15 protein-coding genes and 1 rRNA gene are annotated in these 19,063 nt (G+C 45.8%); 11 read left to right on the forward strand and 5 right to left on the reverse strand.

Annotated elements, in window-relative coordinates; genetic code table 11:
- The first annotated feature begins 315 nt into the window (after positions 1-315).
- The 3 genes from BBD41_RS29500 to rrf all read left to right on the forward strand — a co-directional run bounded on the left by BBD41_RS29500 (position 316) and on the right by rrf (position 2,887).
- The gene (locus BBD41_RS29500) at positions 316-2,337 is read left to right on the forward strand and encodes a 5'-nucleotidase C-terminal domain-containing protein (RefSeq protein WP_077566354.1); all 2,022 of its coding nucleotides are present in this window, start codon (positions 316-318) and stop codon (positions 2,335-2,337) included.
- A gap of 48 nt (positions 2,338-2,385) precedes the next feature.
- The gene (locus tag BBD41_RS29505) at positions 2,386-2,736 is read left to right on the forward strand and encodes a dihydrofolate reductase family protein (protein WP_223260462.1); all 351 of its coding nucleotides are present in this window, start codon (positions 2,386-2,388) and stop codon (positions 2,734-2,736) included.
- Between the two features lie 49 nt (positions 2,737-2,785).
- Positions 2,786-2,887: ribosomal RNA gene (rrf, locus tag BBD41_RS29510) — 5S ribosomal RNA — on the forward strand.
- 90 nt (positions 2,888-2,977) lie between these two features.
- Here the strand turns inward: rrf and BBD41_RS29515 are convergent.
- From BBD41_RS29515 to BBD41_RS29530, 4 genes are all read right to left on the reverse strand, one after another.
- Complete coding sequence (locus BBD41_RS29515) at positions 2,978-5,290, reverse strand: helix-turn-helix domain-containing protein (RefSeq protein WP_162292797.1); 2,313 nt, start codon at positions 5,288-5,290, stop codon at positions 2,978-2,980.
- Positions 5,291-5,378: 88 nt separating this feature from the next.
- On the reverse strand, positions 5,379-7,016 hold the full coding sequence (locus BBD41_RS29520; RefSeq protein WP_099480343.1) for an extracellular solute-binding protein: 1,638 nt from the start codon (positions 7,014-7,016) through the stop codon (positions 5,379-5,381).
- Positions 7,017-7,046: 30 nt separating this feature from the next.
- Positions 7,047-7,931 (reverse strand): carbohydrate ABC transporter permease, encoded by an 885-nt coding sequence (locus BBD41_RS29525; RefSeq protein ID WP_099480345.1) that lies wholly within the window; start codon positions 7,929-7,931, stop codon positions 7,047-7,049.
- Entirely contained in the window at positions 7,925-8,893 is a 969-nt protein-coding gene (locus BBD41_RS29530; RefSeq protein WP_099480347.1) for an ABC transporter permease, read from the reverse strand. The genes BBD41_RS29525 and BBD41_RS29530 overlap by 7 nt, the downstream gene beginning before the upstream one ends.
- Before the next feature lie 1,065 nt (positions 8,894-9,958).
- Here BBD41_RS29530 and ilvB point away from each other — a divergent pair.
- The 7 genes from ilvB to BBD41_RS29575 all read left to right on the forward strand — a co-directional run bounded on the left by ilvB (position 9,959) and on the right by BBD41_RS29575 (position 16,913).
- Positions 9,959-11,689 carry a biosynthetic-type acetolactate synthase large subunit gene (gene ilvB / locus BBD41_RS29535; protein ID WP_099480349.1) on the forward strand — a complete coding sequence of 577 codons (1,731 nt, stop codon included), beginning with the start codon at positions 9,959-9,961 and terminating at the stop codon, positions 11,687-11,689.
- A gap of 523 nt (positions 11,690-12,212) precedes the next feature.
- The gene (locus tag BBD41_RS29545; RefSeq protein ID WP_077566350.1) at positions 12,213-12,602 is read left to right on the forward strand and encodes a tautomerase family protein; all 390 of its coding nucleotides are present in this window, start codon (positions 12,213-12,215) and stop codon (positions 12,600-12,602) included.
- Between the two features lie 56 nt (positions 12,603-12,658).
- On the forward strand, positions 12,659-13,054 hold the full coding sequence (locus BBD41_RS30745; RefSeq protein ID WP_099480353.1) for a DNA glycosylase AlkZ-like family protein: 396 nt from the start codon (positions 12,659-12,661) through the stop codon (positions 13,052-13,054).
- A gap of 80 nt (positions 13,055-13,134) precedes the next feature.
- Positions 13,135-13,632 carry an arsinothricin resistance N-acetyltransferase ArsN1 family A gene (locus BBD41_RS29555; protein WP_099480863.1) on the forward strand — a complete coding sequence of 166 codons (498 nt, stop codon included), beginning with the start codon at positions 13,135-13,137 and terminating at the stop codon, positions 13,630-13,632.
- Between the two features lie 704 nt (positions 13,633-14,336).
- Positions 14,337-14,921, forward strand: coding sequence for a TetR/AcrR family transcriptional regulator (locus BBD41_RS29565; protein ID WP_189636019.1), 585 nt, complete (start codon positions 14,337-14,339; stop codon positions 14,919-14,921).
- A gap of 279 nt (positions 14,922-15,200) precedes the next feature.
- On the forward strand, positions 15,201-15,521 hold the full coding sequence (locus BBD41_RS29570; protein ID WP_099480357.1) for a luciferase domain-containing protein: 321 nt from the start codon (positions 15,201-15,203) through the stop codon (positions 15,519-15,521).
- A gap of 234 nt (positions 15,522-15,755) precedes the next feature.
- Entirely contained in the window at positions 15,756-16,913 is a 1,158-nt protein-coding gene (locus BBD41_RS29575) for an epoxide hydrolase family protein (RefSeq protein ID WP_099480359.1), read from the forward strand.
- A 270-nt stretch (positions 16,914-17,183) separates the two neighbouring features.
- On the opposite strand, the gene BBD41_RS29580 is transcribed toward BBD41_RS29575, so the two are convergent.
- Complete coding sequence (locus BBD41_RS29580) at positions 17,184-18,092, reverse strand: LysR family transcriptional regulator (RefSeq protein ID WP_099480361.1); 909 nt, start codon at positions 18,090-18,092, stop codon at positions 17,184-17,186.
- Between the two features lie 127 nt (positions 18,093-18,219).
- Here BBD41_RS29580 and BBD41_RS29585 point away from each other — a divergent pair, with 127 nt between their 5' ends.
- A complete protein-coding gene (locus BBD41_RS29585) occupies positions 18,220-18,891 on the forward strand; it encodes an O-methyltransferase (RefSeq protein ID WP_077566343.1) in 672 nt (223 codons plus the stop codon).
- Positions 18,892-19,063: the final 172 nt, after the last annotated feature.

A 19,063-nucleotide genomic window follows, 5' to 3' on the forward strand; every position in this document is an offset into this window, starting at 1 on the left:
TGTCGCTTGTTAAGAAAAAGCTGAGATAGAGCCACATTTGCCTAAGAAATGCCCACGCCACGGTGTTTGGGCATTTCTGTTTGGAATAAAAGAACAATGAAATGGATGAAATCAATGCAAATATCATATTTCTATGTATCTAACCGATCCAACTCATCACCGAGAACCCATCGAAGAGATGAGAGTCTCTCATTAATTATACCCCAGCATGCTTCCCGAACTTCTTTGTTTACATAATCTAAACGTATATTTAATATTTGCATAATCCTATACAGGTAAACTCTCTTTGTATAAGACAGCTAAAAGGAGAGAGGCATGTTGAAAAAAAACTTGCTTGGGATTGGTTTGGCTGCAGTGTTGGTCGCTTCATTAGGCAGCCCGACAGCTGCTCGTGCATCAGAATCAATGGATTTGACGATTTTGCACATAAATGACCATCATTCGCATCTGGATCCCCAACCGTTTGATCTGAGCTTAAACTATGACGACACGCAAGAAGGAGAGAAGGTACGCCTCCAATTGGGTGGAATGTCATACATATCCTCTTTAATTCATGAACATAGAAACGATCACTCCTTGCTACTGCAGAGCGGGGAGTTGAACGGAACGCTCTATTACAGTTTGTATAAGGGCGAAACCGACATGAAGGTAGTCAACGCTTTGCAGCCGGATGCTTACATGGTTGGCAATCACGAGTTTGACGAGGGCGACCAACACTTTGTTGATTTATATAAGACCGCGACCTTCCCGATCCTGGCAGGGAATATAACGCCGACCGAACAGTCGCCTCTCTACGGACATCTGGAAAAGCCGTATGTGATCAAAGAAGTAAACGGGGAGCAAATTGCCATCATCGGAGTGATCAAAATCGAAAAAACGAAGGAATCCTCACTGATTAGCGATAATGTAGAATTTATTGATGAGATCGAATTCGTTAAGTCAACGGTGGAAGAAGTTAAAAAGCAGGGCATTAATAAAATCATCGTGCTGAGCCACTTAGGATACGATTTCGACCAATTGCTGGCAGCGGAATCGAGCGACGTCGATCTGATCGTTGGCGGAGATACGCATAACCTGCTCGATTCTTCCGGAGAAGCGACAGCTTTAGGTTTGCCGGTAACCGGCGAATATCCGACGATTGTTCATAACGCTGACGGCAAAGACACCTACATTGTCCAAGCGTGGGAATATGCAAAAGCTTTGGGCAAAATCGATTTGAAATTTGATGCGCAAGGCGAAATCATCAGTGCAACAGGAAAGCCATTCATCCCTGTCGGCGAACCATACCAAATAAATGAAAATGGACAATGGGTCGATGCGAATAAGACTACATTAGCCAAAATTAAAGAAGCAATTAATAATAACAGCGTTTTGGTAGAAGGCCAGATTGATCAAGCTATTGAAGAAATCATCACGCCTTACCGGGAGGAAGTCAAAGCCGAAATGGATACCGTAATCGGCTCGATTACGGAAACGCTGTCTAACGAGCGGATTCCGAAGCCTTTCACGGATGCTAAAGACGCGAATGGCAGCTTTGCGGCGCAAGTAGTTGCCGACTCTTTCTTATACGGACTGCCCCATGCCGATGTGGCCATCCAAAATGCAGGCGGCGTAAGAGCAAACTTTGTGCAAGGCGATTTTACAATGGCAGATGCGTATACGATGCTGCCGTTTTCCAATACGATTACTACGCTAAAAATAACCGGCGGAGAAATACGCGATGTACTAGATGATGCCATTCGGTATTCGCAAGGAATTACGCAGTCGACAGGCGCGTTTCCTTATTCGTCGCATTTGAGATACGACGTTTACTTAAACGCAGGCCAGGATGTTAAGAGCGCGTACAATATCGAAGTGAAAGATAGGAAGACAGGCAAATGGTCCCCCCTCGACATGGACAAAACCTATGTTGTAGTGACAAATTCGTTCACAGCCCTTGGTAAAGACGGGTATACGACTTTTGAAAAGGCCATTCAGAGGGATCCTGAAGTAAAGGTGGAAACTTACATTCAATATGCGGTACCGCTTGTCGAGTTATTTACAGAGCAGCTGAATAGTGGGGAAGTCGTGAAACCGGGCGTCGATAGTTATTCCATAAAGTCGGTCAAAGAGTGGCGGGCAGAATCGTCAAAGGCAGACGAAGCACCTGTTAATGAATCCATCAAAGAAAATAGAGCAGTAAAATCATACACTGTAGTTGAAGGGGATAATCTCTTTAGAATTGCTAAGAAAACATTGAACGACGGGGGGCGCTGGAGAGAAATTTATGAATTGAATAAAGACAAAATTACAACCCCCAACATGATTTATCCGAAACAAGTTATTGTGCTACCGTAGCTAAATACATGTTCCCAAAAACAAACCCACACTAGTGGATACTATAGTATGGACGGGGACGGAGACCATTTTGAATGGGATGCGCCGGAACGGGAATACGCAGCTGCGTGGCAAAACAAACCGAAGTGGGTTGTGTCGAGGACGTTAGTGTCCGTCGGTCCGAACGCTTCTCTGATCGAGGGCGACCTCTCAGAGGCCATACGTGGGCTGAAGGTTCAGCATGAAGGGGAAATTGAAGTTGCCGGGCCAGAGTTGGCTCACAGTCTAACCGAGCTCGGTCTCGTTGATGAGTATCGACTCTATCTCCATCCAGTCGTACTGGGTCACGGCAAGCCGTTCTTCGCCGGTCCGCGGCCGCCGCTACGCCTCGTGGCAAGCGATCGAAATGCAAGCAGGTGATCAGGTTGACCTACGTTCCAGCATAGTTTTGCGGTTAACCCAGCATACATTTGGTGGCGATAGCGGAAGGGTTCCACGCGTACGACCGTTAAGCCTTCCAGCGCGATGGTACTTGGACTGAAGGGTCCTGAAGAGTAGGACGTCGCCAAGCGAACAACCCAAAGAAACCACGATCATTTACGATCGTGGTATCTTTGTTGTTACCTGGGCGCCGCTGCCTGCTTAAAATCGCAGACCATCCTTAATTCATAAGATTGCGGTACTGGATCGGCGTCAGGCCTTCATTTCGTTTGAATTTACGAATAAAGTTAGTGGAATCAATATAACCAACCTCGTAGAGAATATCTTTCAGCGTAAGCTCAGTTGTTTTCAACAGCTGCTTAGCCTCCTGCATTCGCAAGCAATCAATATAACGCATTAGGGATTCACCGGTCTGGTTTTTGAAGAATCGAGTAGCATAGGAAGCCGATATGCCGAAATGGTCAGCAATGCATTTTAGAGAGAGTGAGTGGTCTTTGTAGTTTTCCTCGATATATGCTTTGATCTCATCAAGCAGTTCTGTATTCCCGCTTTCTTTCTTGCTGCTGGTGGTAATGCAGACGCGAAGGCAGATGTCAGTGATTAATCGCTCCAGCTCCTCAATCGTTTCCAGATGGGGAACGAATAATTTACCTAAAGTCTCATTGGTTGCTTCATCAAGTTCGAGCTCCAGCTCCATGAGCGTTTTGGCCACATGATTAACGATATCAAAGCAGATAAACAAAGCGACTTCCACACTCATGTTCTGATCACGGATATACGTCATGGCTTTTTGAACCGCGTCTGTCACTGCCAGTTGATCGCCCTGTCGAATGGATTTTACCAGCTGATCCAAAATCTCAACAGGATAAGACCGCTTGGATACTTGGTTTTGATCGATGTCAGGGTAATAAATGATCCGGCAGCCGCCATGCATCAGCCGATAGCGCGCAGCATGGCTTGCTTCGATAAAGGATTGTGAAATCTGATTAACCTCCGGATAAGTGCGTCCAACACCAATTGTGACGGTAAATCGGAAATAATGCCGGATGAGTGACATCACTTGTTCAGCGTATTGACGCAGAATGGCTTCTGGATCCTCGCCGTCTTTCAAATTCAGTACGAAGACCATGCTGCGTCCGTCTAAGAGCTCTGCGCCGCAGCCTTGACCGATACCGTCCGCTCCTTCCTCAAGGACCTTTATGAGGCTGTCTTTAAGATGGCTTTGCATCGTGTCTGAATATGCTGCACGGAATGATTCATAATCATCGATATATAACAAAAAGACGGCAAAGAACGGATCATACATCGGCAGGTTTGCGGAATGCAGGTAGCTGTTAATTTCTTCTCTCGTCTTGTATTTTCCCCGGATCAAAGAGAGGACGAATTGTTCCCGGAGTGCGATAGCTTGATGATGCAGCTGGTGGATCATTCCTTCATTATCGCGGATCATATTTGCGACAGCGGTTGAGATAACATCCAGTTCGTCCTTTTTGCCTGATGGGGCAGGCAGCTGTGAAGCCGGATTTTGGGCAGCAATCACACGCATTAGCTTCTGAAGTGGTTTATAATTCCGAACCGATAGGGCAGTGGCTAAAGCCACACCGAAAATAAAGATGCCAAATACCGTCAGGTTATAAATGTCTTTTACTTGATCCACTTTGTACATAATCTGATCCGATGGAAGGGCTGCGAGGTAGCGGAAGTTCCTTGCTGTGGAATCCTTTTTGGTAACCGTGTACTCCTGATTCCGGTAATGTATCTGATTAATGCTCCAGGGGTTTTGGGTTCCGAGCATCATTCCGGTTAAAGTATGCATCAGGCCGACTTCAGCTGTGCCGCGGTTATAGGCATAGAGATTCTGGCCCTGGTCACCCAAAATATACACGGAACCGTTATAATCGCCAAGGACATTGGCAGCAAGCTGGTTGAAGGATTTTTCAGGGATAAGAAACATGACTGTACCGTAAGGAGTATCGGCACTGGCTACCAATGGGACCGAATAAACGACATAGTTTTGTTCTGCAACCTGATTCACGATCACCGCATCCATCGGACGCATGACTGGTGATGTTATGGAAGCGCTATCAATAAGGAATTGATGTTGGTCCCAATTTTTAAAACGAAAGATATCGTTGAAAAAATGGTTAATATCATAGGTCCCGCTGGCGGCATAGAGGGTGTCTGCTTTGCGGCTGTTATAATGGATGACAATATCCGAAATAAAACGGTTGGTGGTGAGGAACTGTTTCAATTCATCGATCGCCAGGTAGGCGCCGTAGCCCGTTGACGTTGTTTTAAAAGGTGTGAGATCTGTATGCTTCGAAATCTGATGCGCCATCCGGTCCATTTCTTGGATCCTCTGATCCAGGGCATTTCGGAACTGATCGAGTGAATTCATCATGGCGTGGCGGACTTCGTCACGCATAGAACTTAATACCAGGTTGTATACTACACCGCTCATGATCGACAGAGAAATTACCGTTATTAATATGTATGACAAAAAATATCGGTAGAATCGCTGGCTTTTGATCATGCGCATCACAGCCTCCCGTCATAATGGATGAGGATATGGCAACGATCGGGAAGAGAGAGGCATCCCGATCGTCAGCTGTACCGTATAATTAATCCTGTTTATAACGATTATACGCATTTTTGTAAATTTCCATATAGCGCTCTAGGCCCATTTGATTGATAGTGCTTACGTAGTTATCCCACTCATCAAAGGAGGCGCTGCCGGAAACAAATTTGGCTCTCATCTCCGTTACGTAGCTGTTGATGTCGGCTCCCAGCGTGCCCATATCCTCATTTTCCTCGGCTGTAAAAGAGAAGGCGGGCCACACTTCTTCAGGAACATATGGATCGTATTTTTCAGCGGTTTCTACTGCTTCCGGCCGGCTCTCTGCACCCTTGAAAAATTTCTCTTGGACAACATTCGGATAACCGCCGCCCGGCCATACAACATACTTAATCAATGCTTGCTCGAATGTAAGTCCGCTCGGGTTCTTGGTGATTTCATCCGTGTATTCAAACTCTCCGTCTGCCGTGACATTGTAAGATTTTCCTTCAAAGCCCATGAAGAACATTTTGCTGCCTTCTTCACCGTACAGGTAGTCAATCCAGCGAACCGTTTCAATCGGGTTTGGATTTTTGTCGGTAATGACAAAAGCACCAGGTGTAGCAAGTGGTGAACCGATTGCAGCCCAGATTTGGTCGCCATGCGGCCCTTTTAATGCGGTGGCTCCAATATAATCATCCTGGTTCATCAAAGTATAAGGACTTGTCGTTATGGTTGCTCCATAAACACCTTCCGCACCCTTAGCATAATATTGATTCGCCTGGACAGTAAAAACGTCCTCGCCGATTAATTTTTCCTTATACAGCTTGTGCATGTACTCCAACATTTCCTTATATTTCGGGTCGGTTGGAATAAAGCGGAGTTCTTCGGTGCCCGGCTGGAGATCCACATTGGCATTACGGATTCCGCGATTGCTGAGGCCCCAAGAGCCCTTTAAATAGTTCATCAGGCTATCGACGCCGACACCCATGTAAGGAATTTCGTCCGGTTGTCCGTTTTTGTTCGGATCCTTTTCTTTAAAAGCTTTCAGCATGTTGTAAAAATCATCCGTCGTTTGAGGTTCCTTCAGGCCCAGTTCATCCAGCCAGCTTTGTTTGACCCACATTTTAGCAGAAGAGAGTACCGATTTAAATTCGGGGTCGTACACGCCAGGGAAGGAGTAGATGTTGCCGTCCGGCATCGTCAGGCCTTTTTTTACGTCAGGGTATTTTTCTAAAAGTGCTTTCAAATTTGGCGCGTGTTGATCGATTAAATCATTAAGTTTGATGAAAATGCCCTGTTGACCGTATTTCTGAAGATCAGCCAGCGGAATGCCTGCCGTGAAAAAGGCGTGCGGGTAATCGCCACCGGCCAGCAATATGTTACGCTTTTCCGTCATCGTGTCATTCGGAACCATTTCCCATTCGACTTTGATGTTGGTCATTTTTTCATATTCCTGCCATAGCATGGTCGTGTTCCAATCGGGTGCCGTGGTCGGAGCCTTGCCGGCAATCATTTTTAACGTGATGGGCTCCTTAACAATCGGCAGACCTGTTGGGTTAAAGTTGCTTGAAGCCTCTGGCGTTTCTCCCTCCGCAGGTCCATCAGAACCTCCGCCGCTGCAGCCCGCCAGGATGGAAAAAGACATGATGGCTGCCAGCGATACTTTGAGACCGGATTGAAACAGATTAATGGACTTTCTCATAATACGCCCCCTTAATATATGAATATAGGTTTAGCCTTTGATCGCTCCGATGACCATGCCTTTAACAAAATAGCGCTGAAGAAATGGATACAGCATCAATATGGGCAGATTGGCTACAATAACGAGCGCGTATTTGATTGACTCCGCCTCCATAATCGTTTTGGCAAGCGACTCCTCACTTGTCTGAATCATATCCTGCATGTTGCTCTGTATTAGAATTTCTCTAAGAAAAAGCTGGAGCGGGTATTTGTCCCTCTCAGTCAAATAGATTAATGCACTGAAGAAGGAGTTCCAGTGAGCAACACTGTAAAAAAGGGTCATGACAGCCAAAATCGGCATCGAGAGAGGTAGGATGATTTTCAGCAAAATTTTGAGGTTACCGCAGCCGTCCATTTGGGCCGATTCCTGGATTTCAAATGGAATGCTCTGCTGGAAGAAGGTGCGCATAATAATGATATTCCAGACAGCCACCGCATTAGGGATGATCAGTGCCCACATCGTGTTGGTCATCCCAAGGTCCTTAACGATCAGATAAGTTGGAATTAAACCGCCGCTAAAGAACATGGTGAAAACAAAAAGCGCAGTGAAGATATTCCGCCCGCGAAAATCTTTTCGCGACAGGGGATAGGCAGCCAAAATGGTCATTCCAACATTCACGATCGTGCCTGCAACGGTATAGAGAATGGTGTTCATATAACCATTCAGAATTTCCTTGTTCGCAAATACTTTTTCATAACCGGTGAAGTTTATTTCCTTTGGAAGAAGCCATACTTCTCCTTTGACCACGGCAGCCGGATTGCTGATAGACGCCACAGCCACAAAGATGAGAGGGTACAGGACAATGGTCAGTACGATGGCCAGGAGAATATAGTTGATGATGTCAAAGAGGCGGTCGCCCGCAGATTCCTTTACCATAGGCTTGTTTGTCCCACCTTTTTGGATATGAAGTTGACCGTAACGAGCAAAATGAAATTAATAATCGAATTAAATAGTCCGATGGCAGCAGAGAAGCTGTACTGGGCGCCTAAAATTCCGCTTCGGTATACATATGTCGCAATAACATCGGAGCTGTCCCGGTTAAGATCATTTTGCATAAGAAAGACTTTCTCAAACCCTACAGCCATAATGGAGCCGACGTTCATAATAAGCAAAATGATAATAGTAGGCATAATGCCGGGCAGGTTGATGTGCCAGACTCGTTTTAACCGTGAGGCGCCGTCTACCTTGGCAGCTTCATGAAGCTGGGGATCGATGCTGGTCAATGCGGCTAAATAAATGATGGAACTCCAGCCCATGGACTGCCAGACGCCTGAAAAGACATAAATGGTCTTGAACCATCCGGGTTGAGTCATAAAGGCAACCGGGTCACCGCCGAACAGTCGGATCATCGTATTAATCATCCCGGAATTCGGATCCAGGAAGATAAACAACATACCGACAAGCACGACGGTAGACAAAAAGTGGGGTGCATAGGTGACGGTTTGTATGGTCTTTTTAAAACGCTTACTTCTCACCTCGTTGATCATGAGTGCCAACAGAATAGGCACTGGAAAGCCTACCGCTAGCTCATAAAGACCAATCTCCAGGGTATTCATAATCAGTCTTTCAAAATAGTAGCTGTCAAAAAAGCGTTCAAAATGCTTTAAGCCAACCCAAGGACTGTCGGTAATCCCTTTTGATGCGATGAAGTCTTTAAAAGCGATCTGCACTCCATACATGGGTACATAATGAAAAATAATGTAATATACCACAACAGGGAGGATGAGCAGATACAGCTCCCAGTTCTTCCAGAGCGTTCTGGCACGGGAGAGGGAGCGGGCGGCTGTCGGCTTTTCTTGCAGTGGTTGTTGAACTTCAGTTTTAATCAAAAACCTCATCACCTCCTTCTCCTTGGTTTCAAAATGTGTCGAGTTATTGAAAATTAATGTAACGGAGATTGTTTTTTTTGTACATCTGCAGTAATTTCGGCATCGGCTTTTCTTTACAACGGACATGAAAATATGGTGGAAAACAATAAAATAAGGTCATATTGAATGAAAATGATCATTTTCAAAAAAAAATTATTGACCTTGGTTTGACTGGCGTGATAGGTTGAAGGATTCCTGCTGATATACGGGGAATAAAATAAAGGATATAACTATTTGGTTGTGGAGATCCGATTACCGATTAGCTAAGTATCTATTTAGTGATGGTGCCTTCGTTTTGATTTGAAACATGAAGCAGCTTAGTATCAACTCGGTTTGAAAAAAAATCGAGTCTGTGTTATTATCAAAAAAATCCAAATAAAGCGAAGAAGAGAAGGCTATGCAATAGCGTTTATGTCCAGAGAGCAGAGGGATTGCTGAAACCTCCGCCGTAACGCATGTATAGTGTCGTCTCGGAGCTGTTGACTGAACGTAGAAGGCGTTACATCACGCCCGCAAGTAGGATCAACCGGCCTGGTATCCGTTAACATGCTGCAGGTAAAGCATCGGCTTTACCGCATGAGACTGCAATTGCGAGATTGCAGTAAACCTGGGTGGTACCGCGAACATTCCCCTTTCGTCCCAAGGCTTCAAGCAGCTGCTTCGAGCCTTGGGATGGAAGGGGTTATTTTATTTCATACCAGCAGGCGATGAAGAGAAAGCCGACAATGGCGCTTATGCCCAGAGAGCAGAGGAAACGCTGAAACCTTTGCCTTAACCCTTTGTATGGTGTCGTCTCGGAGCTGTTAACCGAAAGCGGCTGGTCTCATTCCGTGCCCGAAAGTAGGCTTAACCGAATGGTGCTCGTTAACGCGCCGCAGGTAAGGCATCGGCCTTACCTCATGAGGCTGCATTCGCGAGAATGCAGCGAACTTGGGTGGTACCGCGAAAAAATCCCCTTTCGTCCCTGTAAGAGCTGACCGTTGTCAGCTTGATTAGGAGGAGAGGGGATTTTATTTTAACTAAGGAGGCTGCCCAATGGAACAGAAATTAGGAATGATAAATGAAACAACGACGTCATCAGAGGAATATATCACCGGTTCGGAGGTACTCTTACGCGGCTTGCTGCAGGAAGGCGTAGAGTGCGTATTCGGCTATCCGGGAGGAAATGTGCTCTATATTTACGACGCGATGGTACATCAGCCAGAATTCAAGCATATCTTGACCCGGCACGAGCAAGGCGCAATCCATGCAGCGGACGGCTATGCTAGGTCGACGGGGAAGGTTGGGGTATGCATCGCGACATCTGGTCCAGGAGCAACAAATCTGGTGACCGGCATCGCAACCGCTTATATGGATTCGGTGCCGATTGTTATTATAACGGGGAATGTATCTACGACAGTAATGGGCACGGATGCTTTTCAGGAAGCGGACATTCATAGCATCACGATGCCGATTACGAAGCACAGCTACATGATTCGCGATGTACAAGACCTTCCTCGCATCATTCATGAAGCGTTCTACATCGCAAATACGGGCCGCAAAGGTCCTGTCTTGATCGATATTCCAAAAGACGTGACCAACCAGCGGATGGTGTATCGACCAGCGGATACGATTCAGTTGCGCGGATACCATGGTGCCCCGGAACCGAACCCGGCCGAAATGGATGCGCTGCTTCAGGCGATTGCAGAAGCGCGCAAGCCGGTTATTATCGCGGGCGGCGGCGTAGTCTATTCGAACGCCTCGAAGGAGCTGCTCAAATTCGTGCACGCTACCCGGATTCCGGTCGCGACGACCCTGCTCGGCCTCGGCGGGTTTCCGAGCAATGACGAGATGTGGCTGGGCATGCTCGGCCATCATGGCGTATATGCGGCGAACATGGCGGTGCAGAATGCGGATCTCATTATTTCGATCGGCTCGCGTTTCGATGACCGGGTTACGATGAAACTGGACGGATTTGCGCCTCAGGCCAAACGTATCGCCCATATCGATATTGATCCGGCGGAAATCGGCAAGAACGTCAAGACCGATCTCGCGTGCATCGGCGATATTAAAAACGTGCTGGCTTATGCGAACACGAAGGCGAAAGCAGCCCGGACGGACACCTGGCTCGAGCAGCTTCAAGAGTATAAGATACAGCACCCGCTTCGATATACCGATTCGGTTACCGCGATTAAACCGCAATATGTCCTCGAGATGATTAACGAGACGACACAAGGAGATGCGATCATCACCACCGATGTAGGCCAGCACCAAATGTGGACCGCGCAGTTTTACCGCTTCAAGCATCCTCGCTCGCTCATCACGTCGGGCGGTCTTGGCACGATGGGCTTTGGCTTACCGGCCGCGATCGGCGCTAAAGTTGGAAATCCAGATCGTCTCGTCATCTCGATCAACGGCGACGGGGGCATACAAATGTGTGCGCAGGAGATGGCGATCTGCGCGATTCATCAGATTCCGGTCAAGATCGTGGTCTTGAACAACCAGGTACTAGGCATGGTTAAGCAGCAGCAAGAATTGATGTACGAACGACGCTACAGCCAGATTGATCTGTCCGGCAGTCCGGACTTCGTGAAGCTTGCGGAAGCCTACGGAATCAAGGGGTTAAGGGTAACGAACAAGGCTGAAGCCTCCGAGGTCTGGCTTGAGGCGCTGCAGACGACAGGACCTGTGCTCGTCGAGTTCGTTATCCCGACCAATGAGAACGTGTACCCCATGGTGCTTGCCGGCACGCCTCTGGACAAAATGATTCTAGGGTTCGACGAATAATTGCGCTGAAGTGTCGTTACTCCCTGGACCTGGAAACCTGATGGGAGAGCAAAAGAGAAAGCAAATTTTGCAATCCTACAATGCCGACATGAGAAGCAAGCAAGAGATGGGTCATGTCCCGAAAGATCTAGACCCTGCATTTCTTACACTTGCCATATCGTCTTTGACCATTTATCCGCTGATTTTCGGTGATGTCACGAAGATGCTGACAGGTAAGCTGCCCGAGGATCCGGAGTTTCAGGAACAATGGACTCATTTTCTGAGTGCCATAAGTGAGCGGATATTTGATCAAAAGAATTGACAACCAGTAGTATTACGAAGTTCATTGATCTAATAGGGGGCACAAGAGGATTGAACCCGGAAACAACAGGGATCGGCACAATGTTTCGCATACCTAGTTCAACATCTGTAATGAGGATAAGAGGTTTAGTTTCGCCTAAGGTCGAATAAAAATAATTAGGTAGCGTAACCTTGGCATAGATGAGGTAGGGTGGAGAGTAGAGGAGAGGAGATAAGCAGAGCAATGGCGCAGATCAAAATTTATGGCGTACGGGAGCGGTTGAACCCGATAAAGGAGCAGCTGTCGGAGGTGATACATTCATGCGTGGTAGATGTTTTTCAACTTCCGGCGGATAAGAAATTCCATCGTTTTTTCCCCTTGAGTCGCGAGGATTTCTTCTTCCCTGACGGGAGAACGGATCATTACACGGTGATCGAGATCAGCATATTTGAAGGGCGGACCGTGGAAGCCAAGAAACAGCTGATTCGATTGTTGTTCGAACGGATTGAGCTTACGCTACATATTGCTCCGCAGGAAGTGGAGATTACGATATTCGAAACGCCGCAGCACAATTGGGGAATCCGAGGGGTTCCCGGAGATGAACTGGCTTTAGGGTATAAGGTAAATATTTAGAACATCAAGGAAGCTCGAAGTGCAGGGATTTTGCAGACACTTGGCCGGGTAAGTATTTGACACTTGAACAGATTGATGAGATTGTCGAAGTCCTCTCGGCAGTCCACACAGAGATGACTACTGACGAGTTGGATGAAGCGGTCATCGGCGCCGCAGGATCTTGGGCAGCCAACCGGGTTGTGCCAGCGTTTGGCGAGATGTGGCCTAGATGGCGTATAGCTTTGCCGATAGCTGGTATTCGAGGAACACTGTGTTATGGACCTAACCGGGGCCGCAAATTCACGTACATTAGTCCGCACCGTCATCTGCTCGGATTTCAGCCCATGGATGGACACACAGCACTCAACCAGGTCGTAAAACACTACTTATATGCTTACGGTCCTGCCACCTCACAACAGTTCGCAAAGTGGTTGAATGCACCGCCCAAATGGGTTGCGAAGCTATTCAGCTAAATGGCTGATGAGCTTCAAGAGTTTGATGTTGATGGAGATACGGCATGGGTACACAATCAATCCCTAAAGCGGAGGGTGTTATGCGTTCATTTATCACCAGAATAGCAACATCAGATGATCTTCCACGTATTTTAGAAATCTACAATCAAGGAATCGAGGATCGGATCGCGACACTTGAAACGGAGACAAAGAATTGGTCTTATATAGAACATTGGTTTTCCGATCATCAAGGTAGATATGCTGTTTTGGTAGCTGAAGCAGATAACAATGTTATCGGCTGGGCAGCATTGAATCCATATTCACACCGCTGTGCATATAAAGGGGTAGCCGATTTATCGATATATATTGATCGTCAGTTTAGAGGAAAAGGTGTAGGAAGCACTCTTTTGCAGTCAGTTGAAGAAGTGGCTAGGGAGAATGACTTTTATAAAATTGTACTGTTCACTTTTCCGTTTAATGAAAAGGGTCAAGGTCTATATCGAAAAACAGGGTATCGGGAAGTCGGTGTTTATGAGAAGCAGGGTATAATGGATGGTCAATTCATCGATGTAATGATCATGGAAAAACTTCTTTTTTAATTAGCTCAGGTTTACATCATACCCAGTACATTCGGGGTCAACTATTCCAATTAAAAATGCAGGGGATGAAGGTAGAATTTCTAATAGGGAGGTGACTACTTTGAACACTATAAAATTTAAACTTTTTTGTTGTTTTATTGTAGTTGCGTGCGCGTTGTTTATCGCTCACAAGTTCTATTTTCTTCTTAACGCAATAGCATCAGGAATCTCTCCTTCATCCATGGAAAGCGATAAGTCGATGTTACTGATATTAAGCATAATTTCTCTTGTACTAGCTATCGTTAGCCTTTTCATTCCTAAAAAAGTGTATAACAACATCTAGTTATCAGGTGATCAACCACCTTGAATCGTTTGGTGACGATCTTGGAGGGATTGATGATACTGGCCTGGTCCCGTTTGTTCCGGAAGCTATTAGTAACATTCTCGTTATTAGTGCTGACTGTAGAGGCAATGATCCAAATTGGTGAAACAATTACATGTCGGTAGGACAAAAACATTGGCCCATTGGAAGTCGTTAATTTAGCGGCTTTTTTGTTTTATCGGTACAAGGTCTTGTACCGATGGCGATTAGATAAATATCCAACTAAGTTTACAGCAATTCATTAAGACAACAGGCAAGATCGTTAAAGACTTGACAGCGCGATTCGATTGATAAATAATATATGCAAGTAAGTACTTGCATATGAAAAGGACTGGATTGATTGATGAACCAAGCAGCGAGCACCAGCGACAAGTTAATATTGGCGGCGATCGACCTTATCGCTGAACAGGGGTATGACGGGACGACGACTAAGGAGATCGCCGCGGCGGCCGGAGTCAATGAAGTGACGCTCTTTCGGCACTTCGGCAGCAAACAGGCGCTGCTCGTCGCCGCGTTCGAACGTTACCACTACGCGGGCGAAATGACGAAGTTATTTAATGAGCGGCTGACGTGGGACGTACGTACCGATCTGCTGATGATCGCTCGGACATACCATGCGATCATGAACCGGAATCGGAAGCTGCTCGCTATCGTTCAGAAGGGGGGCAGCCGGCTGCCCGAGGAAGTACACAAGCATTCTTCGCAGCATCCGGCCCACCTGAAGAGACTGCTGACGAACTATTTCTCCAAGCTCCATAAAAATGGAAAGATTACTCATATTGATCCGGAAATTACGGCCATGTCGTTTATGTGGATGAATTTGGGGGCGTTCAGCAGCAACTTGGTAGAGTCGTCAAACTCGGGCGTTACACTCGACATGTTTATCGAGCGGAGCGTTGATCTTTTTGCTAGGGCGCTGGCTCCCTAGTTTTTTCTTGCATCATATGAAAGTAAGTACTTGCATTCATTTGTCAAGTGTGTTTCCCCATTGCTAAGCAAAGAGCAGCTCGCAAGTGTTTCATTAGTTTTTACCTGGCCAGATTACTGATGTTGTTCCGCCGGGGCCGGTTGGGTGAGCTACGGTTATTAGTCAATTTGAGGTAAAAACGTCATGACAGTTTAAGAACAAAATACGGAAAGGTATCACGGATAATGATGTGACTTGTTAGCCTTATTAATAGTGAGAACGAGCAGGAGGGGACGAGAGATGAACAAGCTTGGGAGAACTAACTTGACTGAAGAATTGTTGAATTGGGCTGGTGTTACAAAGCATCCCCATCGGTTTGGAGGGGTGGAATTTCGATTAAACGAAACGGAAATTGGCCATCTTCATGGCAACCACTTGTTTGACATTCTTCTGTCAAAATCTGAACGTGATCGGTGGATTAAAGAAGGTAGAGCAAGCCCGCATCATATGTATCCCGATTCAGGATGGGTATCCATTTACTTGAATACCGAGGAAGATATTGCATATGCCATTGAGATCGCCCGTGCGAAATATGATCAACTAAAATCGAAAGGTGAGTGACAAAATGATTAAAATTAACCGCATTCCCCCATGAAAATAGCGAATTCAACTTTTCGTAAGAGATGGAGTATGTGGAGGCAGGTGGGTGAACCAATCTTCTTCCTATATCGCACTCTAAAACATCTTCCTTTCTTTTGTACAACTTAATTCTTGTCTTTGTAAGCATGGCCGCTGTATGGGTTTATCCCAGTGAACAATAAAATAATTTTCTTAGTATTAGGAGGCTCTTCAGATATGAGTTCAAAACATAACCGCACAAACTCTGATCATTCGATCCAAACGTTTCGGATTGCAATACCCCAACAAAAACTTGACGATCTGAAAGAACGACTAAGTCGCACACGTTGGCCAGTTGAGCTACCTGATGTTGAAGGGAATGACGGTGTTCCGCTTGGATATATGAAGGAGTTAGTGGAATACTGGCGTACTTCATATGATTGGCGTAAACATGAAGCTCAGTTAAATGAATATCCTCAATTCACTACAAGGATTGATGGTACCAATATACATTTCCTGCATGTTCGATCTCCCGAAAAGGACGCATTTCCCCTTATTCTTACCCATGGTTGGCCGGGTTCTATCGTTGAATTTCTTGATATCATTGGCCCATTAACCGATCCGCGATCTTATGGTGAAGACCCTGCTAAGGCTTTTCATGTGGTAATTCCATCGATTCCTGGTTTCGGCTTTTCCGGTCCCACTCCTGATAGTGGTTGGAATGGACAACGGATCGCTCATGCCTGGGCAGAGTTGATGCGACGATTAGGTTATGACCATTATGGGGCACAGGGAGGGGATTTTGGTTCCGCCATCTCCCGTATCTTAGCTGCGGTAGACAAAGATCATGTCCGTGGTGTACATCTAAACTACCTTTTTGTTATGCCAAAACCAGATGATCAGCTTAGTGATCTGTCGAAGGAAGATCAGGATAGAATTGCACATTTGAAACGTTACGTAACTTCTCCTGCTGGTTATATGGTGCTTCAATCAACCCGACCGCAAACTATTTCTTATGCATTGAGCGACTCGCCTGTTGGTCAACTAGCTTGGATCACAGAGAAGTTTATGGAATGGGTTGATCCGGCATGTCCCATAGGAATCGATCGGCTACTTACTAACGTAATGCTTTATTGGATCACAGGCACGGCTGGATCATCAGCCCGTCTTTATTATGAAAGTGCCCAATCAAAGGGGCGTCCTGTGAGCTGCCCAGTACCATTAGGCGTAGCGGTTTTTCCATACGATTTGGCTTTGCCCGTACGCCGTCTTGCCGAGCAACAGTATGATATCGTACACTGGACCGAGTTTGAACATGGAGGGCACTTCGCCGCAATGGAGGTTCCTGATTTGTTGACAAACGACATACGAAATTTCTTTAGTCGTTTTCGTTGATAAAGCATGGAAAAAATTCCTATAGCCTAACTTGCTAGGGATGTTTTCTCTCCCTAGCTTTTTTCAGGAGAATCTTCATTATGGGGCAAGAAGGGGGGCTATCCATGCATCATAGGATATTTTCTTTGAAAGGTCGGTTGTTGCTCGTTAGCTCAATTAATTGTTGATGGGGGACAAGAACATAGTCCCATTGAAAGTCGCTAATTTAGCGGCTTTTTATTTTATCGGTACAAGTTCTTGTCACGAGTCGAGCTTCTTAGACTAATTGAATCATGGTGAGAGTACGTTTCTAATCGGATATTCTCGGATCATGTTAATAAAATTCATGGTAGATGCAGATAATTGCTCATTTTTGCGGGAACAGATTGCTATTTTATTTTTTAAAAGAACTCCTTGGACAAAAACACGACATAGTTCGCCTCTTTTTACAAAATCGCGTACTACTAATGAAGAGACAAAGGTAGCTCCATATCCTGCAATCACTGCAGTAATTGCTTCATGCAGTCCATTGAACTGTAATGAAATAGTAGGTGCAGAGGTACTGTATGTGCGACATAGGGATAGCAATCTCTCTCTTGTTGAACTTCCCTCTTCACGCATGACGAAGGGTACCTTCATCATGTCTGACAATGAGATATGTTGATTTGCATATCGGTGGTTCGGTGCTACGACAAACCATAGTTCGTCCTGAAATAACTCCTCTGTCTGTATTGAATCCGGGTGCTCCTCCGCTAATCCCCCATAAATGGCGACATCAACTTCAACATTCAGCAGCTTATTTAGAGCATCATTCGAATTCGTTGTAGTTATCATCATTTCCACTTGTTCGAACTGTTGCTTGAATTTTGCTATCCACGTAGGTATAAGGAAATTTGCGGGTAAGTATGTAGCCGCTAAACGGACACATCCGGTTGTACCGTTTCGATACTCATAAGCAAATTGTTCAATTTGTTGTTCTACAGCAAAGAGCCTTTTTGCAAGCAAAGCGATTTCTTGACCCGCATCTGTTAGTGTTACTCCTCTTCCTTGAGGTTTGATCAAGGTGAGATGCAATTCTTTTTCAAATTTTTTAATTTGTGAGGTTATAGCTGGTTGACTAATATTTAGTAATTCTGAAGCACGAGTCACACTTCCAGTACTGGCGATAGCATGAAACAAGCGCAGCGCATGTAGATTCATCTAAAATGCTCCCTTTAATATATATATTTTATTTATGAGTAATCAAATAACATATATTATACTTATGATTATAAATCAAATACACTGTGTTTAGAAGGTTAGATAATGAAGAGGAGACGTGATTAATATGAATCAATCAACCGTCTGGGGGAACGTGGATCAGTATATAACGGAACGTCTGCATCAACAGGATAAGGTTCTCGATCAGGTCTTGCAAACGAACCAAAAGGAGGGATTACCGGCTTTTGATGTTAGTCCGACTCAAGGTAAATTCTTAAATATTCTTGTACAAATTCAAGGGGCTAAGCGGATTCTCGAGATCGGTACGTTGGGGGGATATAGCACCATCTGGATGGCGAGAGCGTTGCCACCAGAAGGGAAGCTCGTCACATTGGAGCTTGACCCGCATCATGCGAAGGTAGCTAGGGATAATCTTACTCTGGCCAACGTCCAAGATATGGTAGAGCTTCGGGTAGGAGATGCTTTAGAGCAATTGGGGCAGATGAAAGACGAGGGAGTGGAGCCCTTTGACTTCATTTTTATTGATGCCGACAAGCCTAATAATCCCAGTTATCTTAAGTGGGCTCTTCAATTCTCACGTCGTGGGACCATCATAATCGGAGATAATGTTATACGTGACGGTGAAGTCGTCAATGATAACAATCAAGATGCGCGTGTTAAGGGAGTACGGGAGTTTTATGATCTTTTGGCTGAAGAGCCTAGAATTACCGCTACTGCAATTCAAACAGTTGGCAGCAAGGGATATGATGGATTCGTAATCGGAGTTGTCGTTTGTTGAGTGAACCTGCGAAGGTATGACGGATTGATGATACTGGCCTGGTCCCGTTCGTTCCGGAATCGAGGGATACGGACCGCTTGCGGATGGACTGGTTTGGTGCGGCCCGTGTCGCTGGCAAGACTGCTGCTCCTCGTGTATCCGCTGGTCCTAGGGCAGAAGGAAGGGTGGCCGG

Source organism: Paenibacillus ihbetae (genome assembly GCF_002741055.1).
GTDB lineage: Bacteria > Bacillota > Bacilli > Paenibacillales > Paenibacillaceae > Paenibacillus_AQ > Paenibacillus_AQ ihbetae.

Excerpts from the sequence above, each read along its gene's own strand:
- BBD41_RS29570 (WP_099480357.1), top strand. The coding sequence starts at position 15,201 with ATGAACAAGCTTGGGAGAACTAACTTGACTGAAGAATTGTTGAATTGG.
- BBD41_RS29555 (WP_099480863.1), top strand. The coding sequence starts at position 13,135 with ATGCGTTCATTTATCACCAGAATAGCAACATCAGATGATCTTCCACGT.
- BBD41_RS29525 (WP_099480345.1), bottom strand. The coding sequence starts at position 7,931 with ATGGTAAAGGAATCTGCGGGCGACCGCCTCTTTGACATCATCAACTAT.
- BBD41_RS29500 (WP_077566354.1), top strand. The coding sequence starts at position 316 with ATGTTGAAAAAAAACTTGCTTGGGATTGGTTTGGCTGCAGTGTTGGTC.
- BBD41_RS29515 (WP_162292797.1), bottom strand. The coding sequence starts at position 5,290 with ATGATCAAAAGCCAGCGATTCTACCGATATTTTTTGTCATACATATTA.
- BBD41_RS29565 (WP_189636019.1), top strand. The coding sequence starts at position 14,337 with ATGAACCAAGCAGCGAGCACCAGCGACAAGTTAATATTGGCGGCGATC.
- BBD41_RS29545 (WP_077566350.1), top strand. The coding sequence starts at position 12,213 with ATGGCGCAGATCAAAATTTATGGCGTACGGGAGCGGTTGAACCCGATA.
- BBD41_RS29575 (WP_099480359.1), top strand. The coding sequence starts at position 15,756 with ATGAGTTCAAAACATAACCGCACAAACTCTGATCATTCGATCCAAACG.
- BBD41_RS29530 (WP_099480347.1), bottom strand. The coding sequence starts at position 8,893 with ATGAGGTTTTTGATTAAAACTGAAGTTCAACAACCACTGCAAGAAAAG.
- BBD41_RS29585 (WP_077566343.1), top strand. The coding sequence starts at position 18,220 with ATGAATCAATCAACCGTCTGGGGGAACGTGGATCAGTATATAACGGAA.
- BBD41_RS29505 (WP_223260462.1), top strand. The coding sequence starts at position 2,386 with ATGGACGGGGACGGAGACCATTTTGAATGGGATGCGCCGGAACGGGAA.
- ilvB (WP_099480349.1), top strand. The coding sequence starts at position 9,959 with ATGGAACAGAAATTAGGAATGATAAATGAAACAACGACGTCATCAGAG.
- BBD41_RS29580 (WP_099480361.1), bottom strand. The coding sequence starts at position 18,092 with ATGAATCTACATGCGCTGCGCTTGTTTCATGCTATCGCCAGTACTGGA.
- BBD41_RS29520 (WP_099480343.1), bottom strand. The coding sequence starts at position 7,016 with ATGAGAAAGTCCATTAATCTGTTTCAATCCGGTCTCAAAGTATCGCTG.